The 24270-nt window shown below is 36.3% G+C and carries 24 protein-coding genes and 1 riboswitch; of the genes, 20 read left to right on the top strand and 4 right to left on the bottom strand.

Going from position 1 to position 24270, the window contains the following annotated elements; translation table 11 throughout:
* Positions 1 to 13 precede the first annotated feature (13 nt).
* From tolB to A6B43_RS07105, 9 genes are all read left to right on the top strand, one after another.
* Positions 14 to 1288: a Tol-Pal system beta propeller repeat protein TolB gene (tolB, locus tag A6B43_RS07065; protein ID WP_124210277.1), complete on the top strand. Its 1275-nt coding sequence runs from the start codon at positions 14 to 16 to the stop codon at positions 1286 to 1288.
* 21 nt (positions 1289 to 1309) lie between these two features.
* Positions 1310 to 1798, top strand: coding sequence for an OmpA family protein (locus tag A6B43_RS07070; RefSeq protein ID WP_124210278.1), 489 nt, complete (start codon positions 1310 to 1312; stop codon positions 1796 to 1798).
* 151 nt (positions 1799 to 1949) lie between these two features.
* Positions 1950 to 2822 carry a co-chaperone DjlA gene (gene djlA / locus A6B43_RS07075; RefSeq protein ID WP_124210279.1) on the top strand — a complete coding sequence of 291 codons (873 nt, stop codon included), beginning with the start codon at positions 1950 to 1952 and terminating at the stop codon, positions 2820 to 2822.
* Complete coding sequence (locus A6B43_RS07080; protein ID WP_124210280.1) at positions 2822 to 3442, top strand: DUF2238 domain-containing protein; 621 nt, start codon at positions 2822 to 2824, stop codon at positions 3440 to 3442. Before djlA ends, A6B43_RS07080 begins: the two co-directional genes overlap by 1 nt.
* Before the next feature lie 24 nt (positions 3443 to 3466).
* Positions 3467 to 4414 carry a tRNA dihydrouridine(16) synthase DusC gene (gene dusC / locus A6B43_RS07085; protein ID WP_124210281.1) on the top strand — a complete coding sequence of 316 codons (948 nt, stop codon included), beginning with the start codon at positions 3467 to 3469 and terminating at the stop codon, positions 4412 to 4414.
* Positions 4414 to 5454, top strand: coding sequence for a TIGR01620 family protein (locus tag A6B43_RS07090; protein WP_124210282.1), 1041 nt, complete (start codon positions 4414 to 4416; stop codon positions 5452 to 5454). The genes dusC and A6B43_RS07090 overlap by 1 nt, the downstream gene beginning before the upstream one ends.
* Positions 5455 to 5546: 92 nt before the next feature.
* Complete coding sequence (locus A6B43_RS07095; protein ID WP_124210283.1) at positions 5547 to 6137, top strand: LemA family protein; 591 nt, start codon at positions 5547 to 5549, stop codon at positions 6135 to 6137.
* 67 nt (positions 6138 to 6204) lie between these two features.
* On the top strand, positions 6205 to 6651 hold the full coding sequence (locus A6B43_RS07100; protein ID WP_124210284.1) for a TPM domain-containing protein: 447 nt from the start codon (positions 6205 to 6207) through the stop codon (positions 6649 to 6651).
* Positions 6648 to 7412: a TPM domain-containing protein gene (locus A6B43_RS07105; protein WP_124210285.1), complete on the top strand. Its 765-nt coding sequence runs from the start codon at positions 6648 to 6650 to the stop codon at positions 7410 to 7412. Before A6B43_RS07100 ends, A6B43_RS07105 begins: the two co-directional genes overlap by 4 nt.
* A gap of 70 nt (positions 7413 to 7482) precedes the next feature.
* On the opposite strand, the gene upp is transcribed toward A6B43_RS07105, so the two are convergent.
* Genes upp through A6B43_RS07120 form a run of 3 tightly spaced genes read right to left on the bottom strand, consistent with a single transcriptional unit; the run spans position 7483 to position 10090 of the window.
* A complete protein-coding gene (gene upp / locus A6B43_RS07110; RefSeq protein ID WP_124210286.1) occupies positions 7483 to 8109 on the bottom strand; it encodes a uracil phosphoribosyltransferase in 627 nt (208 codons plus the stop codon).
* A 56-nt stretch (positions 8110 to 8165) separates the two neighbouring features.
* Positions 8166 to 9053 carry an HTH-type transcriptional activator IlvY gene (gene ilvY / locus A6B43_RS07115; protein WP_124210287.1) on the bottom strand — a complete coding sequence of 296 codons (888 nt, stop codon included), beginning with the start codon at positions 9051 to 9053 and terminating at the stop codon, positions 8166 to 8168.
* Between the two features lie 5 nt (positions 9054 to 9058).
* Positions 9059 to 10090, bottom strand: coding sequence for a glycosyltransferase family 9 protein (locus tag A6B43_RS07120; RefSeq protein ID WP_124210288.1), 1032 nt, complete (start codon positions 10088 to 10090; stop codon positions 9059 to 9061).
* 316 nt (positions 10091 to 10406) lie between these two features.
* Between A6B43_RS07120 and A6B43_RS07125 the strand changes: the two genes are divergently transcribed.
* The 4 genes from A6B43_RS07125 to truA all read left to right on the top strand — a co-directional run bounded on the left by A6B43_RS07125 (position 10407) and on the right by truA (position 13586).
* On the top strand, positions 10407 to 10568 hold the full coding sequence (locus A6B43_RS07125; protein ID WP_124210289.1) for a glycosyltransferase family 9 protein: 162 nt from the start codon (positions 10407 to 10409) through the stop codon (positions 10566 to 10568).
* Positions 10569 to 10810: 242 nt separating this feature from the next.
* Complete coding sequence (alr, locus tag A6B43_RS07130) at positions 10811 to 11935, top strand: alanine racemase (RefSeq protein WP_124210290.1); 1125 nt, start codon at positions 10811 to 10813, stop codon at positions 11933 to 11935.
* Positions 11936 to 12109: 174 nt separating this feature from the next.
* Entirely contained in the window at positions 12110 to 12766 is a 657-nt protein-coding gene (gene folE, locus A6B43_RS07135) for a GTP cyclohydrolase I FolE (RefSeq protein ID WP_124210291.1), read from the top strand.
* 31 nt (positions 12767 to 12797) lie between these two features.
* Complete coding sequence (gene truA / locus A6B43_RS07140) at positions 12798 to 13586, top strand: tRNA pseudouridine(38-40) synthase TruA (RefSeq protein ID WP_124210292.1); 789 nt, start codon at positions 12798 to 12800, stop codon at positions 13584 to 13586.
* 228 nt (positions 13587 to 13814) lie between these two features.
* Here truA and A6B43_RS07145 read toward each other — a convergent pair whose 3' ends face one another.
* Positions 13815 to 15341 (bottom strand): Na+/H+ antiporter NhaC family protein, encoded by a 1527-nt coding sequence (locus A6B43_RS07145; protein ID WP_124210293.1) that lies wholly within the window; start codon positions 15339 to 15341, stop codon positions 13815 to 13817.
* Positions 15342 to 15457: 116 nt separating this feature from the next.
* A riboswitch (Lysine riboswitch) is annotated at positions 15458 to 15627 on the bottom strand.
* A gap of 224 nt (positions 15628 to 15851) precedes the next feature.
* Here A6B43_RS07145 and A6B43_RS07150 point away from each other — a divergent pair.
* The 7 genes from A6B43_RS07150 to A6B43_RS07180 all read left to right on the top strand — a co-directional run bounded on the left by A6B43_RS07150 (position 15852) and on the right by A6B43_RS07180 (position 24199).
* Entirely contained in the window at positions 15852 to 16259 is a 408-nt protein-coding gene (locus A6B43_RS07150) for an H-NS family histone-like protein (RefSeq protein ID WP_124210294.1), read from the top strand.
* A 192-nt stretch (positions 16260 to 16451) separates the two neighbouring features.
* Positions 16452 to 16913, top strand: coding sequence for a ribonuclease HI (gene rnhA, locus A6B43_RS07155; protein WP_124210295.1), 462 nt, complete (start codon positions 16452 to 16454; stop codon positions 16911 to 16913).
* A gap of 199 nt (positions 16914 to 17112) precedes the next feature.
* On the top strand, positions 17113 to 18702 hold the full coding sequence (locus A6B43_RS07160) for an ABC transporter substrate-binding protein (protein WP_124210296.1): 1590 nt from the start codon (positions 17113 to 17115) through the stop codon (positions 18700 to 18702).
* A 137-nt stretch (positions 18703 to 18839) separates the two neighbouring features.
* Complete coding sequence (locus tag A6B43_RS07165; protein ID WP_124210297.1) at positions 18840 to 19793, top strand: ABC transporter permease; 954 nt, start codon at positions 18840 to 18842, stop codon at positions 19791 to 19793.
* A complete protein-coding gene (locus A6B43_RS07170) occupies positions 19793 to 21757 on the top strand; it encodes a dipeptide/oligopeptide/nickel ABC transporter permease/ATP-binding protein (RefSeq protein WP_124210298.1) in 1965 nt (654 codons plus the stop codon). The genes A6B43_RS07165 and A6B43_RS07170 overlap by 1 nt, the downstream gene beginning before the upstream one ends.
* Before the next feature lie 2 nt (positions 21758 to 21759).
* Positions 21760 to 22560 (top strand): ABC transporter ATP-binding protein, encoded by an 801-nt coding sequence (locus tag A6B43_RS07175; protein WP_124210299.1) that lies wholly within the window; start codon positions 21760 to 21762, stop codon positions 22558 to 22560.
* Positions 22561 to 22603: 43 nt separating this feature from the next.
* Positions 22604 to 24199 (top strand): FAD-binding protein, encoded by a 1596-nt coding sequence (locus A6B43_RS07180; RefSeq protein ID WP_124210300.1) that lies wholly within the window; start codon positions 22604 to 22606, stop codon positions 24197 to 24199.
* Positions 24200 to 24270 lie beyond the last annotated feature (71 nt).

The following is a 24270-nucleotide window of genomic DNA, read 5'->3' on the forward strand; positions in this document are numbered from 1 at the left end:
TAAGGATTTATTAATGGATCTAAAAAAGTATAGCCAAGTAATATTAACCGCATCGGTGTTACTGTTTTCTAGTTTTACTAGAGCGGAGTCTGATGTAGTGATTGCAATTGATGAAGGAATAAATTCAGCACAACCTATTGCAGTTGTTCCTTTTAAAGGAATTGGTGTTGCACCAGAAGTTGCACAAATTATTAGTAGTGATTTGCGTAATAGTGGAAAATTTAGTCCCGTTCCCGTTACTTCAATGAAAGAACAACCAGGATCCGCTGCTGAAATTAATTCTCAAAATTGGACAGATCTTGGTGTTGATACAGTAGTGGTTGGACAAGTCTCTGCCGTAGGTAATGGGTATAATATTGCTTATCAGTTGGTAGATACATTAAGTACACCAGCGGCTGTATTAGCTCAAGGCTCATTTAATGTTCCAGCAACACAAATGCGTTTTGGTGCACATACAGTAAGTGATCAAGTATTTGAAAAATTAACTCAAATTCGAGGGGCATTTAGAACTAAAATTGCTTATGTTGTACAGCGTGGTGTGTCATCTTATGAGTTAAAAGTTGCTGATTATGATGGTTTTAATGCATTTAATGTCGTCAGCAGTAAAGAACCGCTAATGTCTCCAGACTGGTCGCCAGATGGTTCAAAATTAGCGTACGTAACTTTTGAAAATAAAAAAGCGCAAGTAGTTGTTCAGGATTTGCGTTCAGGTGCTCGTAAAGTTGTTGGAGCATTAAAAGGGCATAATGGTGCACCTGCATTTTCTCCTGATGGATCTTTAATTGCTTTTGCATCAAATCAAGATGGTTTATTAAATATTTATGTTACAGGGGTAAATGGTGGAACGCCTCGTCAATTAACTCGTGGTGCGGGAAACAATACTGAGCCGAGTTGGTCGCCAGATGGCAGTTCAATTTTATTTACTTCTGATCGTAATGGTTCTCCTCAGGTGTTCCGTATGGGAGCTTCTGGTGGCGGCGTAGGTTTAATCGGCGGTAATGGTAGTGGAAAAGTATCCGCAGATGGCAAAAATTTAATCATGGTTTCTGGTGATAAAATTGTAAAACGTGATTTGGCTTCTGGTAGCACAGAGGTTTTAAGTTCAACGTTTTTAGATGAAAGTCCTAGTATTTCGCCAAATGGAACAATGGTTATTTACAGCTCTACCAAAGGTGTGAGCAAAGTGCTACAATTGGTGTCAGCAGATGGGCGATTTAAAGCTAACTTGCCAGGAGCAGGTGGACAATATAAATTCCCTGCTTGGTCACCGTATTTGACTAAACAATAATTCTTTTTGGAGAAAACAATAATGAAAAAACTAGCTAAAGTGTTAATGATCGCAGCACCCGCTTTTATTTTAGCTGCATGTAGCAGTTCTAGCGATAAAGCAAATGCTAATGCAAACGCAAATATGGCAAATACAGCAGCAGATATGGCTGGTCAGAATTTTGGTGGTTTATCTGCTCAAGATTTACAAACTCGTTATAATACTGTGTATTTTGGTTTTGATAGTTATTCTGTTGAAGGTGAATACCGTAATTTATTAGATGCTCATGCTGCATATTTAAATGCATCTAAAGCAGGTGTAATTGTTGCAGGCCATACTGATGAGCGTGGTACACCAGAGTACAATATTGCATTAGGCCAACGTCGTGCAAATGCAGTACAAAACTACTTAGCATCTAAAGGTGCAACGGGTGTTGAAACAACTTCTTATGGTGAAGAAAAACCAGCAGTGTTAGGTCATACAGAATCAGATTACGCGAAAAATCGTCGTGCAGTATTAGAATATAAATAAGATTTTGATTTAAAACTTATTACTTTATATAAAGCTCCAATTATTTGGGGCTTTATTTTTTTATGCTATTTTCTATATTATTTTTTCCGATTTCTCGGATAAATCCGTTAAAATAGGCTAAGGTAGAATTTCCTGTGAAATAGGATTTATAATGCAATTTGTTGGTAAACTGCTTGGATTTTTTCTAGGCTATAAATTTTTAGGTGGTTTTTTTGGTGGCTTACTCGGGTTAGCAATAGGACATTGGGCGGATAAGAAATTATATGAATTAGGTTCGGTTTCTTCTTCTGTTTTTGGAAAGGCTTTAACTCGCCAGTCTCTCTTTATGCAAACCACATTTGCTGTACTTGGGCATATTTCTAAAGCGAAAGGACGTGTAACGGAAGATGATATTCAGCTTGCTCGTAGTTTAATGGCAAGAATGAATCTTGATGAAGCACATAGACAGCTTGCTCAAAAAGCCTTTCAGTTAGGTAAAGAGATTGATTTTCCATTACGCCAAGCCATTAGAGAATTTCGTGAAGCTTGTGGTCAGCGTAATGATTTATTGCGATTTTTTGTTGAGGTTCAGATGCAAGCCGCAGTGCAAGATGGTGTATTGGAGCAATCGGAACAACAGATTTTATTTACTATTGCAGAAACGTTGGGAATGTCTCGTTCTCAGTTTGATCAAATGTTAGCAATGGTCGCAGCCGCGCAACGTTTTCGCTCAGGCTATTACCAGCAGCAAGAAAACTATCAGCAAAGTAGCTATCAGCGTTCACAAGAACAATCTTATCATCGTTACAGCCAACAAAATCGTAGTGGCCCAACATTAGACGATGCTTATAGTGTTTTAGGAGTTAATGCTAATGATGATCAAACAACAGTTAAACGAGCTTATCGTAAGTTGATGAATGAACATCACCCAGATAAATTAGTTGCAAAAGGGCTTCCACCAGAAATGATGGAAGTGGCTAAAGAAAAAGCACAGCAAATTCAGGCTGCATATGATTTGATTAATAAAGCGAGAGGTTGGAGATAATGCAGCCTCGTTCCCATATCGTGCCACTATTTCTTGCTATTGTGGTAATTATATTATCCTTATGGTCAGGGCTAAATCCGATAGATCGAGCGGTTTGGTATGCAGAAACGTTGCCAATCTTTGTTGTATTTGGCTTACTTTGTCTAACTTACAGACACTTTCAATTTAGCGGTCTTGCCTATTTTTTAATGTCTTTATGGTTAATTTTACATTTAATTGGAGCGAAATATACTTTTGCTAATGTACCTTTTGATTGGGCAAATCAGTATTTAGCTCCATTTTTAGGTGAAGATCGCAACCATTTTGATCGTGTCGCCCATTATATTATTGGTTTTTACAGCTTCCCAATGGCGGAATGGCTATTACGTAAACGTAAATGCGGCTTAGGTGTTGCCTTTTTCTTCTCATTATTTTTTATTATGTCTGTTGCTGCTGCTTATGAAATTATTGAATGGCAATATGCAGTGAAAGAAGGTGGTACAGCAGGTATAGAATTTTTAGGCTCGCAAGGTGATATTTGGGACGCTCAAAAAGATATGTTAGCGGATACCTTAGGGGCTTTGACTGCATTGATTATTTATTTGATCGCTCGCCCAGATAGACGTTTATTTTCCTATTAACAAGCGGTTAGATTAGTGAAAATTATGCAACAACGGGTTATTCTAGCCCCTATGCAAGGCGTGTTAGATCCTTTTGTTCGTCAGCTTTTAACCTCAGTAAATGAGTATGATCTCTGTATATCAGAATTTGTACGAGTGGTTGATCAAAAGTTACCAAAAAAAGCGTTTTATCGCCTTTGTCCAGAATTACTTCAAGGCGGGCGAACACTCTCAGGCACGCCTGTTAGGGTGCAAATTTTAGGACAACACCCAGAGTGGCTTGCTGAAAATGCACAGCTTGCTGTGGAATTAGGATCGTTTGGGGTTGATTTGAATTGTGGTTGCCCCTCTAAAACGGTTAATGGCAGTAATGGTGGCGCGTCATTATTAAAGCAACCTGATTTAATTTATCGAGCAACTAAGGCAATGCGAGAAGCCGTACCTGCTGATCAGACTGTCTCTGTTAAAGTTCGATTAGGCTGGGATTCCTACGAGTACAGCTTTGAAATTGCCGATGCGGTGCAACAAGCGGGAGCAAATGAAATCACTATACATGGGCGAACTAAATTAGATGGTTATCGTGCCGAACGTATTAATTGGCAGGCAATCGGTGAAATTCGGAAAAAATTGCATATCCCCGTTATTGCCAATGGTGAAATTTGGGATTTTTCATCGGCTCAACAATGTTTAGCGGTGACAGGTTGTCGAGATTTAATGATTGGACGAGGAGCATTAAATGTGCCTAATTTAAGCCGTGTCATTAAATTCAATGAACCTAAAATGTTATGGGCTAATGTCTTACAGCTGTTATATCAGTATGTAAATATGGAAAATGAGCAAGATTCTGGCTTTTATCATGTTGCACGAATTAAGCAATGGCTGCGTTATTTAGATAAAGAATACCCACAAGCGGTAACTTTATTTGAAATACTAAAAACAGAACATGGCTACGAAGAGTTAAAACAACACATTATTCAAGCGATAGAAAACTAATGGAAAAACGAATTTTTGAACAAGAAATACCAATTCAACAAGATATTCATCAACCTAAGCGAGAGTTTGATCATGCCAATATAAAAATTGAAAAAGAGATTGAAGAAAGTGAAGTTGAATTGATCATTGATGAAATGGCTAAACCGTCTCGTTTTTGGGTAAGGGTTTTACTGGGCGTGTTAGTGCTGTTTAGTTTTGCGGTGCTGGCTCAATCTGTTCAATGGCTTATAGATACTTGGCAAATGAAGAATTGGATCTATTTTGCTTTTGCAGTCTCATTTTTTATCGTTAGCCTTGTGGGGATTGGTGCAATGATTGCAGAATGGCGAAAATTAGTATGGTTACGTAAGCATTATCACGCTCAACAAGAAAGCCTGCAACTGTTAGCTGAGAACCAGCCAGCAAGCGGTGATTTAGCGATTACTTTTTGCAAATCAGTGTTGTCTAATCTTGATCAATCTTCGGTCATTATGCAAGGGAAAAAACGTTGGTTAGCCGAATTAGATGAAGCCTATAATGCTCAAGAAGTATTATTTCTTTTTAGCCAAAATATACTTCAACCTATTGATAAACAAGTAAAAAAATTGATTAGCCAAAGTTCAGTTGAAAATGCCATTATTGTAGCCATTAGCCCTTTGGCGATTGTTGATGTACTTATGATGGCGTGGCGTAATATTGCCTTAGTGAATAAAATTACCAAAATGTATGGAATGGAGTTAGGCTATTTCAGCCGTTTGAAGTTGTTTAAAATGGTTTTAACGAATATGGTATTTGCAGGGGCGACAGAAATAGCGACAGATATTGGAATGGAATTTTTCTCACAAAATCTTACGGCGAAGTTATCAATGCGGGCAGCTCAGGGTATTGGTGCAGGACTACTAACGGCACGGCTTGGTATTAAAGCAATGGAATTTTGCCGCCCAGTGGTTTTTAGTAAGAATGAACGACCAAAACTTTCTGTGGTCAGACAGGAGTTACTTAGCACATTGAAAGAACGTGTTTTCAATAAATTACCTGAGAAAGAACGTGAATTAGGCTAAGTAAATAGCGGTCATAATAAGCAAATAGCTAATTTTATGCTATATTTTGTGTCCCCAATTATTGGGGTATTTTGTATTAAGAGGATTTTAAAATGAAAAAGTGGATCGTATTGATCATTATCGCAATTATTGCGGTTGTTAGTGGTATGACGTTAAGCGGTAGCTATAATAACTTAGTCAAAGCAGAAGAAGATATTAACTCTGTTTGGGGAAATGTTGAATCGGCTTATCAACGCCGAGCGGATTTAATTCCTAATTTGGTAAATACGGTTAAAGGGCAAGCAAATTTTGAAAAAGATACTTTAACACAGGTGATTGAAGCTCGAGCGAAAGCAACTCAAACTAAAATTGATCCAAGTAATGCGACTGAAGAGCAAATGGCACAATTTCAACAAGCACAAAATGGGCTTAATTCAGCGCTTTCTCGCTTGTTAGTGAGTGTGGAGAAATATCCTGAATTGAAAGCTCACGAAGGTTTTTTAAATTTACAGGCGCAAATTGAAGGAACGGAAAATCGTATCAATGTAGAACGAAATAATTTTAATATGGCAGTTAAAGAGTACAATAAACAAGTACGTCAAATGCCAACGAAATTAGCTGCAATGATTTTTGGTTTTAAAGCAAAACCGCAATTTAAAGCAGAAGTAGGCTCAGAAAAAGCACCGATTGTAAATTTTAATTAGTTAAAAATTGGGGTAATTACCCCAATTTTCATTTTTAGCAACACTGACCGCTTGTTATGGAGAAATTATGGGTATTTTCTCATTTTTAACACCGAAATTGCCTATTGATATTCAGCAAATCGAACAGGCAATTTTACATTTAGAACAACAAACATCGGCAGAGCTACGAGTTGTTGTAGAACGTAAAACTAAAAATTTGCCTGCGATTGAACGAGCAAATCAATTGTTTGATGAATTAAGTATGCGAGAAACGGCACAACGAAATGCCGTTTTAATTTATCTTTCTTTAAAACCTAGATTAATTGCTGTAGTAGGTGATGAAGGTATTCATCAAAAAGTGGGCGATGATTTTTGGCAGACGGTTTATGGCGTAATGAAAAAATATTGCCAACAAAAAGAATTTACCTTGGCCATTTTAAATGGAATTACACAGGTTGAACAACAACTAGCAATGTATTTCCCTATTCAACCTGATGATAAAAATGAACTAGCGAATGAGGTTGTAATTAAATGATCAGATTACTCTTCCGTTTTAATCTATTGTTTTTAATGTTGCTGTTTAGTTTAACTAGCTGGGCAAACTATCCTAATGTGCCGACTCCTTTTCGGTATGTATCCGATTATACGAAAACACTAAGTCAAAATGAGTGGCAAATTCTTGAAAATGCGTTGAGTGATTATGGGCGTAAAACTAGCTCACAAATTGCGGTAGTGATTGTACCAACAACACAGGGAGAAGATGTTTCTAGTTATACCCATAATTTATTTAATAAATGGGGAATTGGGCGTTCAAAACAGAATAATGGCGTACTATTGTTAATTGCAAAAGACGATCATAAATTATTTATTGCAACTGGGCGTGGGTTAGAAGGTGCATTACCAGACGCAATTGCCTCATCAATTATTCGTAACGAGATAACGCCTTATTTTAAACAGAATTTGTATGCGCAAGGTATTGCAAAAGGACTTTCTGCAATTATTGCAGCCACTCAAGGAGAATATGAAGCAATAGAAAATGATGAAAGTGCATTTCAAATGAGTGATTTTCTTACTTTTTTATTCTTTGCTTTTATCATTTTACTCATTTTTGGGCGTTCACAACGAGGTGGACAATATATTAGTCCAAGCCAAGCCGAACGTATTATTTATAGTGCAAGACGAGGCAGTTTTGGCGGTGGATTTGGAGGAAACTCTGGTGGTGGTTTTGGTGGCGGCTCAAGTGGTGGCTTTGGCGGTGGTAACACGGGCGGAGGCGGTGCTGGCGGAAGTTGGTAGAATAACAAGCGGCTAGTTTTTTAGATTATTTTGCAAGAAATTTTAAAACCTGACCGCTTGTATTTAAATATTATTTTGTACCAAAGATTTTATCGCCAGCATCGCCTAAGCCTGGAATGATATAGCCTTGTTCATTTAAGTGATCATCAATTGCAGCGGTATAAAGCTCAATATCTGGGTGAGTTCTTTTTAGGGCTTCTAATCCTTCTGGGGCAGCAACAAGGACTAAAACTTTGATCTGTTTGCAGCCTGCTTTTTTCAGTAAATCAATAGTAGCAATCATTGAGCCACCCGTTGCTAACATTGGATCAACAATAATCGCTAAACGTTCACTGACATCGTTGGCTAATTTGGTAAAATAAGGGACGGGTTCAAGAGTTTCTTCATTACGATAAATACCAACCACACTAATTCTTGCACTAGGGATATGTTCTAAAACGCCATCCATCATACCTAACCCTGCTCGCAAAATAGGCACAACAGTAACTTTCTTTCCTTTAATTCGATCAATTTCAACAGGACCATTCCAACCTTCAATTGTGACTTTTTCTGTTTCTAAATCAGTTGTGGCTTCATAGGTGAGTAGGCTTCCCACCTCTGTCGCAAGTTGGCGGAAATCTTTTGTATTTACATCAGCAGCACGCATTAAACCAATTTTATGTTTAATGAGCGGATGCTTTACTTCAACAATTTTCATTTTCTCTCTCCTGGCGTTAATAAATTTTTAGCTATTTTAGCAGAAATTAGAGATATTTAACTTGGGTTAGATAAAAAATTCCAAAAGGCTTGAATGATTGGTTCTTGTAGCCGGCGTTGTTGTACACAAATTCCGAGTTCAAAAGGTTGAATGGGGACAGACAAATTAAAATAAGAAATTCGATTTGCAATAGGGCTGTGTTTGATAACAACATCGGGTAGTAATGCAATGCCACACCCAACTGCAACCATAGGTAAAATAGCCTCGTGTCCTTCAACGGTAGCGTAGATTTTTGGAGATCTAATTTTTTGCAATTTAAACCAGTGATCTATCCGCTTACGAGCAGGTCCTTCAACAGGCAAAATAAATGGAATATTGTGCCAATCAATAGGTGTTTTCTGGAGTAGAAGGGTAACGGGGCAAGCAATACGAGGAATAATCAACGAAAGAGTAATATCATCAATATAATGAAAGTTAATGTTATTGGGAAGATGTTCGGGCTTGCCAGTAAGTGAAAGATCTGCTTGCATTGATTGTACCATTTGTAATGCTTTAGCGGGATCGCCTGTGCTAAGTTGGATCTCAACTTTAGGGTAAAGTTTACGAAAATGTTCAAGCATTTTGGGTAAGTGGCTATATGCTGCAGTTACAGAACAAAATAGATGAAGTTCTCCTTCAAGTTCCGTTTGTTGGGGTGATAATTCATATTGTATTTGCTTCCAATTTAGCCAATTTTGCTCAGCAAAAGAGCGGAATTTTTTACCTGCTTCTGTGAGTACAACTTGGCGATTATCTCGTAAAAAAAGAGGTTGTCCAATTTCATCCTCAATTCGTTGAATATGACGAGAAAGCGTTGATGCACTGATATAGTTTTTTTTAGCCGTGCGAATAAAGCTGCCCGTGTCAGCAATATCAATAAATAATTTTAATGAGTTGAAATTCATTTATTTTACCAAGATAACCATTCTAATTTTAATTGTTCAGGCTTAATTTCATTTATATTTTTATTGTATCTTAAAATCTGTATAGTATTATTACTTTTTGGGTGCCAGTGAATAAAATTTTCATTATCATTACTATAAAAAGCAATAATAGGTTTATTTAATCCTACTGCAATATGAATAATAGAAGTATCAGGAGATATGACTAAATAAGATTTTTTTATTATTTCAATATTATCAAAAATTGTTTGTGTTTTTTCATATAGATAGATGTTTGAATAAGATAAAATAAATTTTTTTACTTTTTCAGTTATAGTAGGATATATCAGTAAAATAATAGGTGTGGAAATTTTACTGGTTATATGATTTAAGAGTATTTTAATACTTTCATCATTAAAACTACGAGATGAACTTGCACCAAAAAAATTAATAGCAATAAATTTATGAATATTATTTTCTTCTAAGAATTCTTCAATATTACGCTGGCTAACTAAGTTAGAAGGAATGTCATAATCAGTATTAATATTTTTAAATTCCATTCTGTTAAGTATTTTCTCATAAACTTGTGAGAAGTGAATATTTATATCGTTAATACTTTCATCAAAAATTTTGTAATCTTGTTTTTGATAACCGATATTTACTTTTGCTCCAATTAATTTTATAAGTAATAAATCTCGATTACGTATAAAAACAGTAGGGTCAATAAGTATATCATACTTATCCGCACGAATTTTATTAGAAACTTGGATATAGTTTATAATGTCTTTAGTTTTGACTGTATAAATTTTATCTACAAAAGAGTTTTGCCTAAATAAATATTGTATTTTAGTTGAGCAGACAACAGCAATATAGATATTAGGGTTTTGTTTTTTTAACTCACGGAATATAAAAGAGCTAATAATATAGTCTCCAATTTTGCCATCCTGCCGAAGGAAAATAATTTTTCTTATTAGGCTAATTTCAGTAAGTGAATGATGTTTTTTATGATCAAGGATAACTTTACCTAATTTTAGCCGAATTTTTTGTAGAAATTTTTTCATAGTGTATAAGAGTATTTTTAACCTATTTAAATTAATTTACATAAAATGCTTAGATTTTTCAAGTGAAAATAATATAATTTGGTAGATTATGAAATCATAATTGTTAATTTTTTTAGTAAAGGTAAGCAAAAAGTTATATTGATTTATTAACTGTTAAAGTACTACTTAATCAATAAGAAAGTATGCGAGAAATTTCTCTGAATGAATTAAGTTTATTATTAGGTGTTGCACCAGAAATAAGAGAAAAATTACTTTTTTATTAACAAATACAATTGATTAAGAAGATTACTTAAAATAATTAAATAGTTCATTAAATATAAAATTAGTAAAGAAAATATCGATTGATGATTATTTTGATTTGATCAATACGGTTGATTTAGTTATTGCAGTTGATGGTGGCGGTGTGCATATGGCTTGTGTTTATGAAACACCATTATTGGCATTTTATGCAAATTATCAAGTAAATATTGATCGTTAGAGACCAATTAATCGAGCTAATACTTATGTTATCATTGGTAATCAAATTACGAATGATAATAATAAAACCTTTGACGTTCCATTAGAAGAAGCAATACGTTGGTTGAATTCCGGGTTGACAGAGCAGATTCAGCAGAGAAGTATTGTATGAAATTTAAGTAAATAGTTAAAGAATTTACCTACACGCAAGCGGTATTTTCAGCGTATAATTTTATCATTATTATTTATTTGGATAATTTTGTTATGAAACCAGCGACAGCAACGATTAGTGGTAGTGCGTTACGCCACAATTTTCAGTTAATTAAATCTTTTGCACCAGATAGTAAGGTTTGTGCAGTGGTCAAAGCGAATGCGTATGGACAATCTATTGGGTTTGTAACGAAAACTTTAGAGGATATGGTTGATGCCTTTGGTGTTGCTCGAATAAAAGAAGCGCTTGAAATTCAAGAGAGTGGTTTTGCTGGAAAAATTATTTTGCTAGAAGGTTTTTTTGATCGTGAAGAGCTGTTAAAAACGTTATCTCGCCGTTTTGATACGGTTGTTCATTGTATTGAGCAGTTAGAATTATTAGAGCAGGTAGCGCAAGAGTGGCTGAATGAAAAAGAGAAAGGTTTTTGGCAGCGAAAAACTAAAATTTATTTCCCGATTACCGTATGGCTTAAAATTGATACGGGAATGCACCGCTTGGGAATTGACCCAGAGCAAGTTGAACTATTTTACCAGCGTTTGAAGCATTGTGTATTAGTTAAAGAGATAAAATTTATCAGCCATTTTAGCCGAGCTGATGAAATAGAGTCGGATTATACGGAAAAGCAAATCAAAATGTTTGAGCAAGCAGTTCAACCTTATTCAGAAGAACGAAGCCTGTCGGCATCAAATGGTATTTTATATTGGCCACAAGCCCATTATGATTGGGTCCGTCCTGGGATTATTATGCACGGTATTTCCCCTCATCAACAACCGATTTCCGATCTAGGATTTCAACCAGCAATCACATTATCTTCTTCATTAATTGCAGTACGAAATCATAAAGCAGGCGAACCTGTTGGTTATGGTGCTGGATGGGTTAGCCCAAGGGATACTAAAATTGGTGTTGTAGCGATTGGATATGGTGATGGTTATCCTCGTAATGCACCTGAAGGTACCCCAGTATTAGTTAATGGGCGTAGAGTACCAATTGTTGGACGAGTATCCATGGATATGATGACAGTAGATTTAGGTCTCGATAGCCAAGATAAAGTGGGTGATGAAGTTATTTTATGGGGACGAGACTTATTGATTGAGGATGTTGCTAAAGCGATTGGTGTTATAAATTATGAATTAATTACTAAATTAACACCAAGAGTTATTACAGAATATACTACCTAATTTTACTAAGAAATAAATTTAATTTTCTTGTCCAGAATTATTTTTATATCTATTAAATTTTTTCATTATTCACTATATCTAGTATAGCCTTTACAGTATTGTTTGAATGAGCTTTCATTGTGTTTTTAACGTAATTTGATAGAATCAGTTGCTTAAAAATTTAGAGGATATTTGATGAATAAAATCTCTCCAGAAGCACAAGGTGTACGTGCGGCCTTGCTAGCTAAGGGCATTGAAACACCAACGGTCGAGCAGAATAAAGATAAAGCTCTTCGCCGTGAAGAAATTCAACAACATATGCGTTCTGTGTTAGAACTACTAGGGCTAGATTTGCGTGATGACAGTTTGGAAGAAACACCTAAACGGTTAGCCAAAATGTATGTTGATGAAATTTTTAGTGGGTTGGATTATGAAACGTTTCCTAAGATAACGAAAATTCAAAATCGAATGAAAGTAAGTGAAATGGTTTTGGTGGACGATATTACGCTGACGAGTACTTGTGAGCACCATTTCGTTACGATTGATGGTAAAGTTGCCGTGGCATATTATCCAAAAGATTGGGTTATCGGTTTGTCTAAAATTAACCGTGTGGTTCAATTTTTTGCACAGCGTCCTCAAGTACAAGAGCGTTTTACAGAGCAAATTTTGACTGCCTTTCAAACTATTTTAGAAACAGAAGATGTTGCGGTTTATGTGAAAGCAACGCATTTTTGTGTAAAATGTCGTGGAGTGAAAGATACGAATAGCCAAACTTTAACTTCAGCATTCGGGGGGGTATTTTTGCAAGACCGTGAAACTCGTAAAGAATTTCTCTCTTTGCTTAGCCGATAGTCCTAGAGTCTAGTTTAGACGGGAGAAATTAATGAAAATTGCACTAGGAATTGAATATGATGGTAGTCGTTATTTTGGCTGGCAACGTCAATTAAATGTTGCTTCTGTTCAGCAACGATTGGAAGATGCGTTATCCGTTATTGCGGATACGACTTGTACAGTTTTCTGTGCAGGTAGAACGGATGCTGGCGTGCATGGCACAGGGCAAGTAGTGCATTTTGAAACGGAAGTTTATCGTTCGTTACAGAGTTGGTGTTTTGGGACGAATACCTTCCTTCCTCCAGATATTGCAGTAAAATGGGCAAGGGAAGTACCTGATGATTTTCACGCTCGTTTTAGCGCAACAGCCCGTCGTTATCGTTACATTATTTATAATAATAAACTACGTTCAGCAATTTTACCTGCGGGGCTGTCTCATTATTATGCAGAGCTTGATGCTGAGAAGATGAACAAAGCGGGGCAATTTCTACTCGGTGAGAATGATTTTACTTCTTTTCGTTCATCTCAATGTCAATCACATACCCCTTGGAGAAATGTCCACCATCTTAAAGTAACTCGTCAAAATGACTATATTATTATTGATATTCAAGCGAATGCGTTTGTGCATCATATGGTGAGAAATATTGTAGGGAGCTTAATTGAGGTTGGCCAGGAGCGTAAACCGATTGAGTGGATAAAATGGTTATTAGAACAGAAAGATCGTACTCTTGCTGCACCAACGGCGAGAGCAGAGGGGTTATATCTTGTTGATGTGTTATACCCTGAACGATTTAATTTGCCTAGAACTCAGCTTGGCCCGCTTTTTTTAGCAGATGATTAAGGCAGAATTATCTTTTTAAGTTTTGCAAAATTTTTAGGAATTTGACCGCTTGCAATGCTTGCTTGATTCTTAATATTCAATGAGATATGTATTCATCGATTTATTATTCAACCTATAATAAATTAGGGTCATTTACTTATTATAAAACCTTGTAATAGTTAATATTACAAGGTTTTATTAATAGTGATAACTCACCGTTTGTTATTAGGCCTACGGCTTAGAATGCAGTTAGTTATTTTTCTTGATGATAATAAAAGTAACACTTGCTAAAACAAGGGCGGTAACAGCGAGGCTGAGCCACATTGATTGACTAAATCCAAGTACGAGGTAGCCAATAGCACTTGCACCAGCTACAATCATTGCATAAGGAAGTTGTGAAGTAACGTGATCCATATGATTACATTGTGCTCCCGTAGAGGATAAAATAGTTGTATCAGAAATTGGAGAGCAGTGATCCCCGCAAACTGCTCCAGCCATTACTGCGGATAAGCACGGAAGAAGTAAGTTAGGATCTGCGTGAACCGCCATTGATGCAGCGATTGGTAACATAATGCCGAATGTTCCCCAACTTGTGCCTGTTGAGAAAGCCATTCCACTACCTAATATGAATAAAATGAAAGGGAGCAAAGCAGGATTAAGTGAGTCTGCTACAAGAGTTGATAGATATTTACCTGTTTGCATATCGCTAACGATACCGTTGATTGTCCAAGCAAAGCAGAGAATTAAAATTGCACCAGACATTGATTTTGCACCGATTGCATAAGATTTGAAATAATCTTTTATTGTTAATTGTTGAGCAATTGAGATACAAAAAGTCGCAACGATAAGTGCACTAATTCCCCCTACAACGAGAGAAATTCCAACAGTAGTATTTTCAAATGCACCCAGCACACTAAAGGCTTTTCCGTCTGCAGCAAGTGCTTGATTACCTGTGTACATCATTGTTGCAATGGTGGCTAAAATTAGCGTAATAATAGGCAGAATTAAATTGAGTACTTTGCCATTTGAATCAGTAAGGCTTTGCTCTTCTGTATTTGCTTGTTGAGCTTCTAGTTCAAAGCGTTTCATTGAACCAATATCAATGGTAAAATAAGCGACAGCAAATACCATAATCATTGAGAATATAGCATAGAAATTCATAGCGCTGATTGTCATAAATGCGCCGAGTGGCGAATAGCTCGTAATGCCGTAAGTTGTAAGTAACCCAGCAATTAAGGTAATAATATAAGCGCCCCAACTTGAAATAGGCATTAGTACGCACATTGGTGCTGCCGTGGAATCTAAAATATAGGCGAGTTTAGCTCGTGAGACTTTGAATTTGTCTGTAACAGGGCGTGCAATTGCACCTACGGCTAAACTGTGAAAATAGTCATCGATGAAAGTAAAGAAAACTAATCCTGCTGCCATTAATTTTGCACCACGTTTGCCTTTTATATGTTGTTGAGCCCAAATAGCAAAGGCTTGATTGCTACCTGAGAGGCTTAATAGTGCCGTTAAAATACCGAGTAAAATTAAAAATAGAATGATATTTAAGTTATTGCTATTTAATCCATCATTATTATAAGCGAGTGAAAAGACACTATTTTTTAAGTGAATAAGTGCATTTATTGGATTACCTGCGTATAGCATCAATGCCCCAGTAATAATGCCGATACTTAATGAAAGAATAACTTTGCGAGTTAAAATAGCTAATAGTAATGCTAATAAGGCGGGAATAACAGACCACGCCGATGCGGAATAATCAATGGGATTCATAAAACCTCTCGTATTGTTTATATAAAATGAATTAATGGCAAACAAAGGAAAGAGATCTACTGAATAAACTTATACTATTTATAAGTTATAATAAGGAAGGGATAATATAGCCCAAGCCTAACAGTAGCGCTCCATAGTGTTCACTATGACAGTGTTGTCCCTTTCGATAACAACACCAGCTAATTAAGATGACGCTTAATTAACTTCGGCAAATACCCCTTTTCAGTTTCGTCTTCGTTCTCCACTCGGAAAAAGTACTTATGGTATTTGCACCTCTACAATTTGTAGGACTTAGGTAGATTACCTTATCAATTAAATTTTGCAAGCAAAGAAATGAAAAAATAGTATAAATTAGCCAGATTTTATTTTTTATTGTCTATATTTTATAAGAATAAAGCTATTTTAGGGATTAATTTAATATAGATATTTACCAATAAAATAGTTTAGTCTAATATAGCTAAAATAAATGTGTAGAATTTAAAATTAACCTAAATATATTTAGAGGATATTATGTCTGAAGTATTAAAAACATTAAATAACATTCGCAGTTTACGAGTGTTAGCACGGGAATCTTCATTAGAACAATTGGAAGCAATTGCTGAAAAATTAGTAATGGTAATTGATGAAAAGCGTGAGTTGATTAAAGCCGAAGAGCTTGAGAAAGCAAAGCGCTTAGAAGGTTTAAATAAATATAAAGAATTACTTGAGAAGGATGGTATTTCTGCAGAAGAATTAGTCTTGTTACTTGGCGCTTCTGGTGAAATTAAAAAACGTGAGCGACGTCAAGCTCGTCCTGCTAAATATAAATATATTAATGAACAGGGTGTAGAAAAGACTTGGACAGGGCAGGGCAGGACGCCATTTGCAATCCAAAAAGCATTAGATGCAGGAAAGTCACTAAAAGATTTTGAAATTTAATCTGAATGTTAAAACTTTAAAAGAGAACCGAGTGGTTCTCTTTTTTATTTCTGGGTTTGCCTATGTTGAAATTGATATTTTATTTAAAATGCTAGATTTTTTAGAAAATAAATTTATTCTGCTATTGTTGTAAAATATTAGGTTAATTTAACCGCTTGCATATTAAAAATAAGAAAGTAACGATAGGATTTTATGAAACGTGTTGAAATTTTTACAGATGGCTCTTGCTTAGGTAATCCTGGTCCAGGAGGTATTGGGGTATTGCTACGGTATAAAGGAAAAGAGAAAACGGTAAGCCGGGGGTTTAAACTAACGACAAACAATCGTATGGAACTTTTAGCTGTTATTGAAGCCCTAACAATGTTAAAAGAGCCTTGCCAGGTAATCTTATCAAGTGACAGTCAGTATATGAAAAATGGTATTCAAAAATGGCTTTATAATTGGAAAAAAAATAATTGGAAGACAAGTAATAAATCTCCTGTTAAAAATCAAGATCTGTGGATCAGGTTAGATAGAGCAATTATACCACATCAACTAGAATGGCAATGGGTTAAAGGTCATTCAGGACATCGAGAAAATGAAATTTGTGATGAGCTTGCACGCCAAGGTGCAACTAATCCAACATTCATTGACGAGGGGTATCAGCCAAATTAGAGTAATTAAAGTTTTGTGAACCAGATGGCAATTTTGAAATGTTAAAGAGTGATTTCATTGACACAAAATCATCATCTATTTATGATAAATTTCCTCCATTTTTAAATGTAGGTTTGAAATGGAAATGAACGTGGAAATTTTATAAATATTGGATACCAATATTTAATTAACCGTATGAAAATAGGATAAGGAGTCAATAATGACTAAGCATATTGAGTATAATAATTCTCGTCGCAATTTTGTGAAATTGCTTACAGGAGTTGGGGCAGGAATGGCATTTGGAGGGACATTAAATGCGTTTTCTTCTAATGCGTATGCTGTAGCTTCTGCTGGTTCGACAATTGAAGCAGGTATTGCTTATCCATTATCAACGGGATTTGACCCTGCAACAGCAAGTAGTGCAGCAGCTCTAGCTGCTAATTTACATATTTTTGAAGGCTTAGTTGATCTCCACCCTGCAACTCGTCAGCCTTATTTAGCCTTAGCGGGTAAAGAGCCGGAACAAATTGATGAGGTTACGTGGCGTGTTGTATTACGTGAGGGGGCAACGTTTCATGATGGTAAACCTGTAACAGCAGATGATGTGGTCTATTCTTATGAGAGAGTGTTAAATCCAGAGAAAAAATCATTATTCGCACAATTTGTCCCTTTTATTGAGACGGTCAAAGCCATTGATGATAAGACCGTTGAATTTAAATTGAAATACCCATTTGCTATTTTTAAATTGCGATTAGGTATTGTAAAAATTGTGCCAAAACATATCGTTGAAGCGATTGGGCAAGTAGCATTTGATGCAAATCCTATTGGATCAGGTCCTTATAAATTTGTTTCTGCAGTAAAAGATGACCGTATTGTATTTGAGATTTACCCAACCTATAACGGATTATATCCAGCAAAAGTGGAGAAAATGGTGTGGTTCTTGCTTTCTGATGATGCTGCTCGGGTTACTGCTCAAGAGTCTGGACGAGTTCAGGCTATTGAAAGTGTGCCTTATTTAGATGCGGATCGCTTAAAGAAGAAAGGTGCGGTAGAATCTGTTCAATCTTTCGGATTACTCTTTTTAATGTTTAATTGTAAGAAAGCTCCGTTTGATAATATCAAAGTCCGTCAAGCACTACATTACGGTTTAGATACGCAAAAATTAATTGATATTGTTTTCTTAGGTAATGCGAAAGCGGCTACCTCTTATGTACAAGAGACTCACCCTGAATATGTTAAAGCTGCTACACAATATGATTATGATGTTACTCGTGCTTCTCAATTATTAAAAGATGCGGGTATTGATAAATTAGAGTTTCAGCTATTAGCAACAGATCATTCTTGGGTAAAAGAATGCGCTCCATTGATTTTAGAGTCGTGGAATAATATTCCTGGTGTAAAAGTTTCGTTGCAGCATCTGCAATCAGGGGCATTATATGGTAACCATGTTGATAAAGGTGCTTATGAGGTTGTGATTGCCCCAGGTGATCCATCAGTATTTGGTAATGATTTAGATCTCTTATTGAGTTGGTGGTATCGTGGTGATGTTTGGCCGAAAAAACGTTTTGGCTGGGCAGATACCTCGGAATATGCGAAATTACAAGATTTATTAGATCTCGCCATAAAAACAAAAGAGAGTGATAAAGCAAAAGCTGCGTGGAAGGAAGCGATTGATCTTATTGCTGAACAAGTTCCACTTTATCCAATTATTCATCGTAAATTACCAACAGCTTGGAATGATAAATCGTTAGATGGATTCCAGCCACTTCCAACTACAGGTCTATCTTTTATTGGTGTGGGACGTAAATAATTTATAACTACAACATATAAAACAAGCGGTATGTTTTCTACTATTTTTGCAATTTTAGAAAATGATCATACCGCTTGTTGTTTAATAATTTTATCTATTTATTTAGTGAAACTTATTTCTAATCATTGGAGAATAATGTGGAAATAGTCATTCGTTTATTGTTACGGCGTTTACTGGCACTACCCATAATGATGTTAGGAGTGAGTGCATTGGTATTTCTTATCCTGCAATTAACTCCGGGTGATCCTGCAATCACAGCATTAGGAGAGGGAGCGAGTGAAGCCGCAAAAGAGTTGTATCGGCAGGAACATGGCTTAAATGATCCGATTATTGTTCAATATTTTCGCTTTATTATGAATGCTCTTCATTTTGATTTTGGAATGACAACCCCACCAGAGCAGCCAATCACTTCGTTGATAGCAAAAGCATTTCCTATTACTTTACAGCTGACATTGATTGGAGTGATTTTAGCTGCGGTCATTTCATTCTCATTAGGTATCATCTCTGCTTTGTACCGAGATAGTTGGGTTGACCAAATTATTCGTTTATTGTCGGTAGCGGCGGTTGCTACTCCGTCATTTTGGTTAGGCATTTTATTAATTCAATGGTTTTCACTGAAATTAGGTTGGCTTCCTTCTGGAGGATTTATCCCTTTCAGTGAAAGCCTGTTTGGCTATGTTCATTCAATGATTTTGCCATCAGTTGCCTTAGCGATTCCTGTTTGTGCTTCATTAATTCGAGTTGTGCGTACGACTATGGTAGAAGAAATGGATAAAGATTATGTTCGTACAGCAATCGGCAATGGCATTCCTTATAGTACAGTTATTCGTTATAACGTTTTAAGAAATGCGTTAATTACTCCTGTAACGGTGTTAGGACTACGAGTTGGGTATTTACTTGGCGGTGCCGTGGTGATAGAACAAATTTTTGATTTACCAGGTATGGGAAAACTTATTTTTAATGGCATCGTAAATCACGATTTACATTTAGTACAAGGCGTCGTTTTAACGATTGCGTTTACCTTTGTATTAGTTAATATCATTGTGGATCTTCTGTATCTGATGATTAATCCTAAAATTAGGAGTTTGTAATGTTTCGCCAACGATTAGCAGATAAGCTTGCTTCTGGAGGAGCAAGGTTTAATGGATTATCGAAAGTATCTAAAATTGCACTACTTTTTTTAGTATTGATGATAATTATTGCATTATTAGCTCCTTGGATTGCTCCTTATGATCCTTTAAAAACATTGCGGCCTGTTCAAGCACCGAGTAGCGTATATTGGTTCGGAACAGACCGCTTGGGGAGAGATATTTTTTCACGGCTTTTATTCGGTGCTCAAACATCAATGTTCATTGGTTTAGGGGCAGTTGCAATGGCAATTGTATTTGGTGGAATTTTAGGTGCAATGGCAGCAACGGCGAGTAAATGGGGAAATGAAGTCATTATGCGATTAATGGATATATTAATGGCATTTCCGGGAATTGCTTTGGCCGCAGTGTTATTAGCTACATTTGGAAATAGTATTCCAGTTATTATTATTACTATTGCTATTGTTTATACACCGCAGTTAGCGAGAGTTGTTCGAGCTAATATTGTTTCCCAGTGGGAGGAAGATTATGTCCGTGCTGAACGAGTTATCGGTGGAAGTAGAACCTATATTTTAGTGAAGCACATCATACGGAATGTTGCCGCACCAGTCTTAGTTTTTTCAACGGTAATGGTGGCTGATGCGATTGTATTGGAAGCCTCTCTCTCATTTTTAGGAGCAGGTGTTCAATCCCCTCATCCTTCTTGGGGAAATGTATTGTCTGAGGGGCGTAATCTAGTTTTAAGCGGTTTTTGGTGGGCAACAACATTTGCTGGGTTAGCTATATTATTTACTGTACTTTCACTAAATATTCTATCTGAAGGTTTAACTGATGCCTTGGTTAATCCAAAATTAAAAGAGAGCGCTAAAAAAACGATAGATAAGACAGAGGATAAACCATTATCAAAAGATGTAGAAGAAGCGTTGGCAGAAAGTCAGGCATTAAAACGTTATTTAATGCAATTACAGGAGAAAGAGAATTCCCGTAACGATAGAATGTTATTAGGCTCACAAGGAAAACCTATTTTACAGGTAAAAAACTTATCAATCCGTTTTCCAAATCGTTATGGTGATATTGCCTTGGTAGATAATATTAGTTTTACTGTTCACGAAGGCGAAACAATGGGGCTAGTTGGAGAGTCAGGTTGTGGTAAGTCTATTTCTGCTTTCTCTATTATGGGGCTTTTACCTAAATCAGCTAAAATAACCGGTGAAATTTTATTTACTGACCGTGCGGGTAATCTACATAATTTGTTAGATACGCAGGAATTAGTTCAATTACGCGGTAATGAAATCGCAATGATCTATCAAGATGCGTTAAGTGCTTTGAATCCGTCAATGCGAATTAGAGATCAACTGGGACAATTAATTAAACGAGGTGGAAAAAATTCTGCGGAAACCTTATTAAACTGGGTGAAATTAGATCCTTCGAAAACATTAAACCGTTATCCGCACGAATTATCAGGTGGGCAAAGACAGCGTGTGCTAATTGCGATGGCATTAGCTCGAGAACCAAAATTATTGATTGCAGATGAGCCAACAACGGCATTAGATGTAACCGTTCAAGCTGAAGTTATTAATTTACTAAATGAATTGCGTGAAAAATTAGGCTTTGCAATGATTTTTGTAAGCCACGATTTAGCCTTGGTTGCTCAAATGGCACACCATATTACGGTAATGTATGCAGGGCAAATTGTTGAAATGGCACCTACAACACTATTATTAACGAATCCAACCCACGAATATACAAGGGGCTTACTGGGATCGGTGTTATCTACGGAATGTTGTGCAACACGTTTATATCAAATTCCGGGAAGCGTCCCATCACCGTTTGATTTTGTGAATGGTGATAGATTTGCTAGTCGTTCTTTACGAGCGAATGCAGATCCCTCTCAGAAATTAACACTGGTGCCAGTGGGTAACCACCCTGAGCATATTTGGGCATCACATTTAACAGCGGAAAAATAAGTATGACAGCAGCAGAGATATCTCCGATTATTGAACTAGATAATATTAGAGTTGAATTCCCTTCTCGTGATGGCTCATTTTTTCGACCTAAAAAAGTAACGGCAGTAGGAGGCGTGAGTTTATCTATCAGCGCTGGAGAAACAGTTGGGATCGTTGGGCAATCAGGCTGTGGTAAATCAACATTAGCAAATGTGATGATTGGTTTACAAAAACCGAGCACAGGTACAGTTAAATTTAATGGTTTACGAATGCGTTACGGTAGTACGAAGGATCGTAAACAATTTGGTAAACAAGTTGCAGTAATTTTTCAAGATCCTGCAACGGCACTGAACCCAAGAATGAGGGTGCTGGATATTCTAAAAGATCCTATGGATATCCATAATGTACTTTTACCTCAAGAACGAGAAAAGAAAGTTTATGAATTACTTGAGCGAGTGGGGTTACCCCATTCAGTTGCATTAGTTGAGCCAACTCGTTTATCTGGCGGACAGAAACAGCGTGTTGCGATTGCTCGTGCTTTAACATTAAATCCAAAATTAATTGTTGCAGATGAACCTACTTCAGCCCTTGATGTATCCGTACGGGCCCAAATTTTAAATCTACTCGCTGATTTAAAAGTTGAATTAAATCTTGCGATGGTATTTATTTCCCACGATTTACAGACTGTTCGCCAAGTGTCGGATCGTATTGTTGTTATGAATGAGGGCGTTATCATAGAACAGGGCACAGCAATAGATATCTTTGAACGACCACAGCAGTCTTATACACGGAGTTTATTAGATGCCGCTCCCTCACTACTTTAGCAAGCGGTAAGATTATAAAAAGTTTTACATACAGGTTTATATAATGAATGGCATATCAATTTCTCGTACTATTGAAACGGAATTGTTAGTAATCGGTAGTGGGATTGCAGGGCTTGCAAGCTGTGTAGAAGCCCGTTCAAAAGGCATTCAAGTTGTGCTGATAAGTAAAACACCGATTGGGAGTGGCGCAAGTTATTTTCCATTAAAGGCAACATTGGGTATTCAAGTTACGGGTGGAAAGCAGGATTATCTGCTATTCCAAGAGGATATTGAACGAGTTGCGCAAGGTGTTAATAACCCTAAAATTGTTAAAGCCTATATTGAAGAATCTGCTGAAAGCATTGAATTGCTTAATCGCATAGGTTTTGAACCGTGGCAACGAAAAGACAATCGCCCAGCGTGTTTTGCTCGTTATGCAAGGCCTGTTTTTTTGATAAATAATTGGCGAGATTCTGCGGAAAGAGCAAAAAAAATTATTGCAGATAAAAATATTTCATTTTATGAAAATGCTACGCTCATTCATATTGAAGTGGATAATAATCAAGTCCAAGGTGCTATTTTTAGTTGTATAAATAATGGCAATTTGGAATATATTTTTTGCCGTACATCACAGATTATACTCGCTACAGGTGGAATTGCTGGTTTATATAAAGATAATCTTTATCCTGCTGATATTATTGGTTCAAGTCACTATGTTGCTCAACAAGCGGGGGCTAAATTAAAAAATTTGGAGTTTCTCCAGTTTATTCCTTCATTCGTTGAGCCAAAATATAAAGTATTATTTGGTGAGCATACATTAAAGTATGTGGAAAAGGTAACGGATAATGCAGGCAATAATCTTTTTCCTCATTTAACACCGCAAGATTTTCATAAAATGATGGTAGAAAGGAGTGATTATGCCCCATTTAGTGTAGATTTTCCCTGTGTGGAATTTGATTTAGTTATGATGAAGCACCTGATGAAAAACCCACAGGAGAAAGGGATTTATTTACATTATAGTAATGCCATATATCAAGATAAAAGCGAGTTTTATACTGTTTATTTAGATTGGCTTAAAAATGATGTCGGGATTGATCTATTGAAAGAACCTATTGCGATTGCGCCCTTTGCCCATAGCTGTAATGGAGGTGTGGTGATTGATGAAAATGCACAAACTGATGTTAAAGGGCTATTTGCAGTCGGGGAAATTTCATCTTGTATTGAAGGTGCAAATCGGCTAGGGGGAAATTCTGTTGGGGGAAGTTTAGTTTTTTCTAAAAGAGCTGTTCGGAAAATTGCACAAAACTTATCAGAAAAAGTTGTTAGTGTAACGAAAGATATTTCACTCAATAAATTATTAAGCTTGTTACATAATCCATCAGGAGATGAAAATTTAACACCGAGTCAGGTATTAAACAATATTCGGCAACAAATGACTCGCTTTGCTAATGTGTATCGAACCCCAGAAAATTTAGTTATACTCAGGAAGGAACTTCATTCGTTAGAAAATCGTTTTCAACCACTAAAATATCAAGCATTTAACGGCATTGAAATTTATTTTGGATTGAAGACAGCACAATGCGTTGTGTCAGCGATGATTGCTCGCCAACATAGTTTAGGATCCCATTTTATTGATAGGTTAGATTGTGATAAAAAGTAAATACAAATAATTTTGATAAATTTAGTTTGAGCATTGTTAATATTTTTGAGAAACTACCGCTTGTCGTTCTC

The sequence above is a fragment of the Vespertiliibacter pulmonis genome (assembly GCF_013377275.1).
GTDB classification, from domain to species: Bacteria; Pseudomonadota; Gammaproteobacteria; order Enterobacterales; family Pasteurellaceae; genus Vespertiliibacter; species Vespertiliibacter pulmonis.

Coding starts and splice junctions, on each gene's coding strand:
- dusC (WP_124210281.1), top strand. CDS start 3,467: ATGCAACAACGGGTTATTCTAGCCCCTATGCAAGGCGTGTTAGATCCT.
- A6B43_RS07175 (WP_124210299.1), top strand. CDS start 21,760: ATGACAGCAGCAGAGATATCTCCGATTATTGAACTAGATAATATTAGA.
- A6B43_RS07070 (WP_124210278.1), top strand. CDS start 1,310: ATGAAAAAACTAGCTAAAGTGTTAATGATCGCAGCACCCGCTTTTATT.
- A6B43_RS07120 (WP_124210288.1), bottom strand. CDS start 10,090: ATGAAAAAATTTCTACAAAAAATTCGGCTAAAATTAGGTAAAGTTATC.
- A6B43_RS07145 (WP_124210293.1), bottom strand. CDS start 15,341: ATGAATCCCATTGATTATTCCGCATCGGCGTGGTCTGTTATTCCCGCC.
- A6B43_RS07100 (WP_124210284.1), top strand. CDS start 6,205: ATGGGTATTTTCTCATTTTTAACACCGAAATTGCCTATTGATATTCAG.
- A6B43_RS07095 (WP_124210283.1), top strand. CDS start 5,547: ATGAAAAAGTGGATCGTATTGATCATTATCGCAATTATTGCGGTTGTT.
- A6B43_RS07105 (WP_124210285.1), top strand. CDS start 6,648: ATGATCAGATTACTCTTCCGTTTTAATCTATTGTTTTTAATGTTGCTG.
- A6B43_RS07160 (WP_124210296.1), top strand. CDS start 17,113: ATGACTAAGCATATTGAGTATAATAATTCTCGTCGCAATTTTGTGAAA.
- truA (WP_124210292.1), top strand. CDS start 12,798: ATGAAAATTGCACTAGGAATTGAATATGATGGTAGTCGTTATTTTGGC.
- folE (WP_124210291.1), top strand. CDS start 12,110: ATGAATAAAATCTCTCCAGAAGCACAAGGTGTACGTGCGGCCTTGCTA.
- A6B43_RS07170 (WP_124210298.1), top strand. CDS start 19,793: ATGTTTCGCCAACGATTAGCAGATAAGCTTGCTTCTGGAGGAGCAAGG.
- A6B43_RS07180 (WP_124210300.1), top strand. CDS start 22,604: ATGAATGGCATATCAATTTCTCGTACTATTGAAACGGAATTGTTAGTA.
- rnhA (WP_124210295.1), top strand. CDS start 16,452: ATGAAACGTGTTGAAATTTTTACAGATGGCTCTTGCTTAGGTAATCCT.
- alr (WP_124210290.1), top strand. CDS start 10,811: ATGAAACCAGCGACAGCAACGATTAGTGGTAGTGCGTTACGCCACAAT.
- djlA (WP_124210279.1), top strand. CDS start 1,950: ATGCAATTTGTTGGTAAACTGCTTGGATTTTTTCTAGGCTATAAATTT.
- A6B43_RS07150 (WP_124210294.1), top strand. CDS start 15,852: ATGTCTGAAGTATTAAAAACATTAAATAACATTCGCAGTTTACGAGTG.
- A6B43_RS07080 (WP_124210280.1), top strand. CDS start 2,822: ATGCAGCCTCGTTCCCATATCGTGCCACTATTTCTTGCTATTGTGGTA.
- tolB (WP_124210277.1), top strand. CDS start 14: ATGGATCTAAAAAAGTATAGCCAAGTAATATTAACCGCATCGGTGTTA.
- upp (WP_124210286.1), bottom strand. CDS start 8,109: ATGAAAATTGTTGAAGTAAAGCATCCGCTCATTAAACATAAAATTGGT.
- A6B43_RS07090 (WP_124210282.1), top strand. CDS start 4,414: ATGGAAAAACGAATTTTTGAACAAGAAATACCAATTCAACAAGATATT.
- ilvY (WP_124210287.1), bottom strand. CDS start 9,053: ATGAATTTCAACTCATTAAAATTATTTATTGATATTGCTGACACGGGC.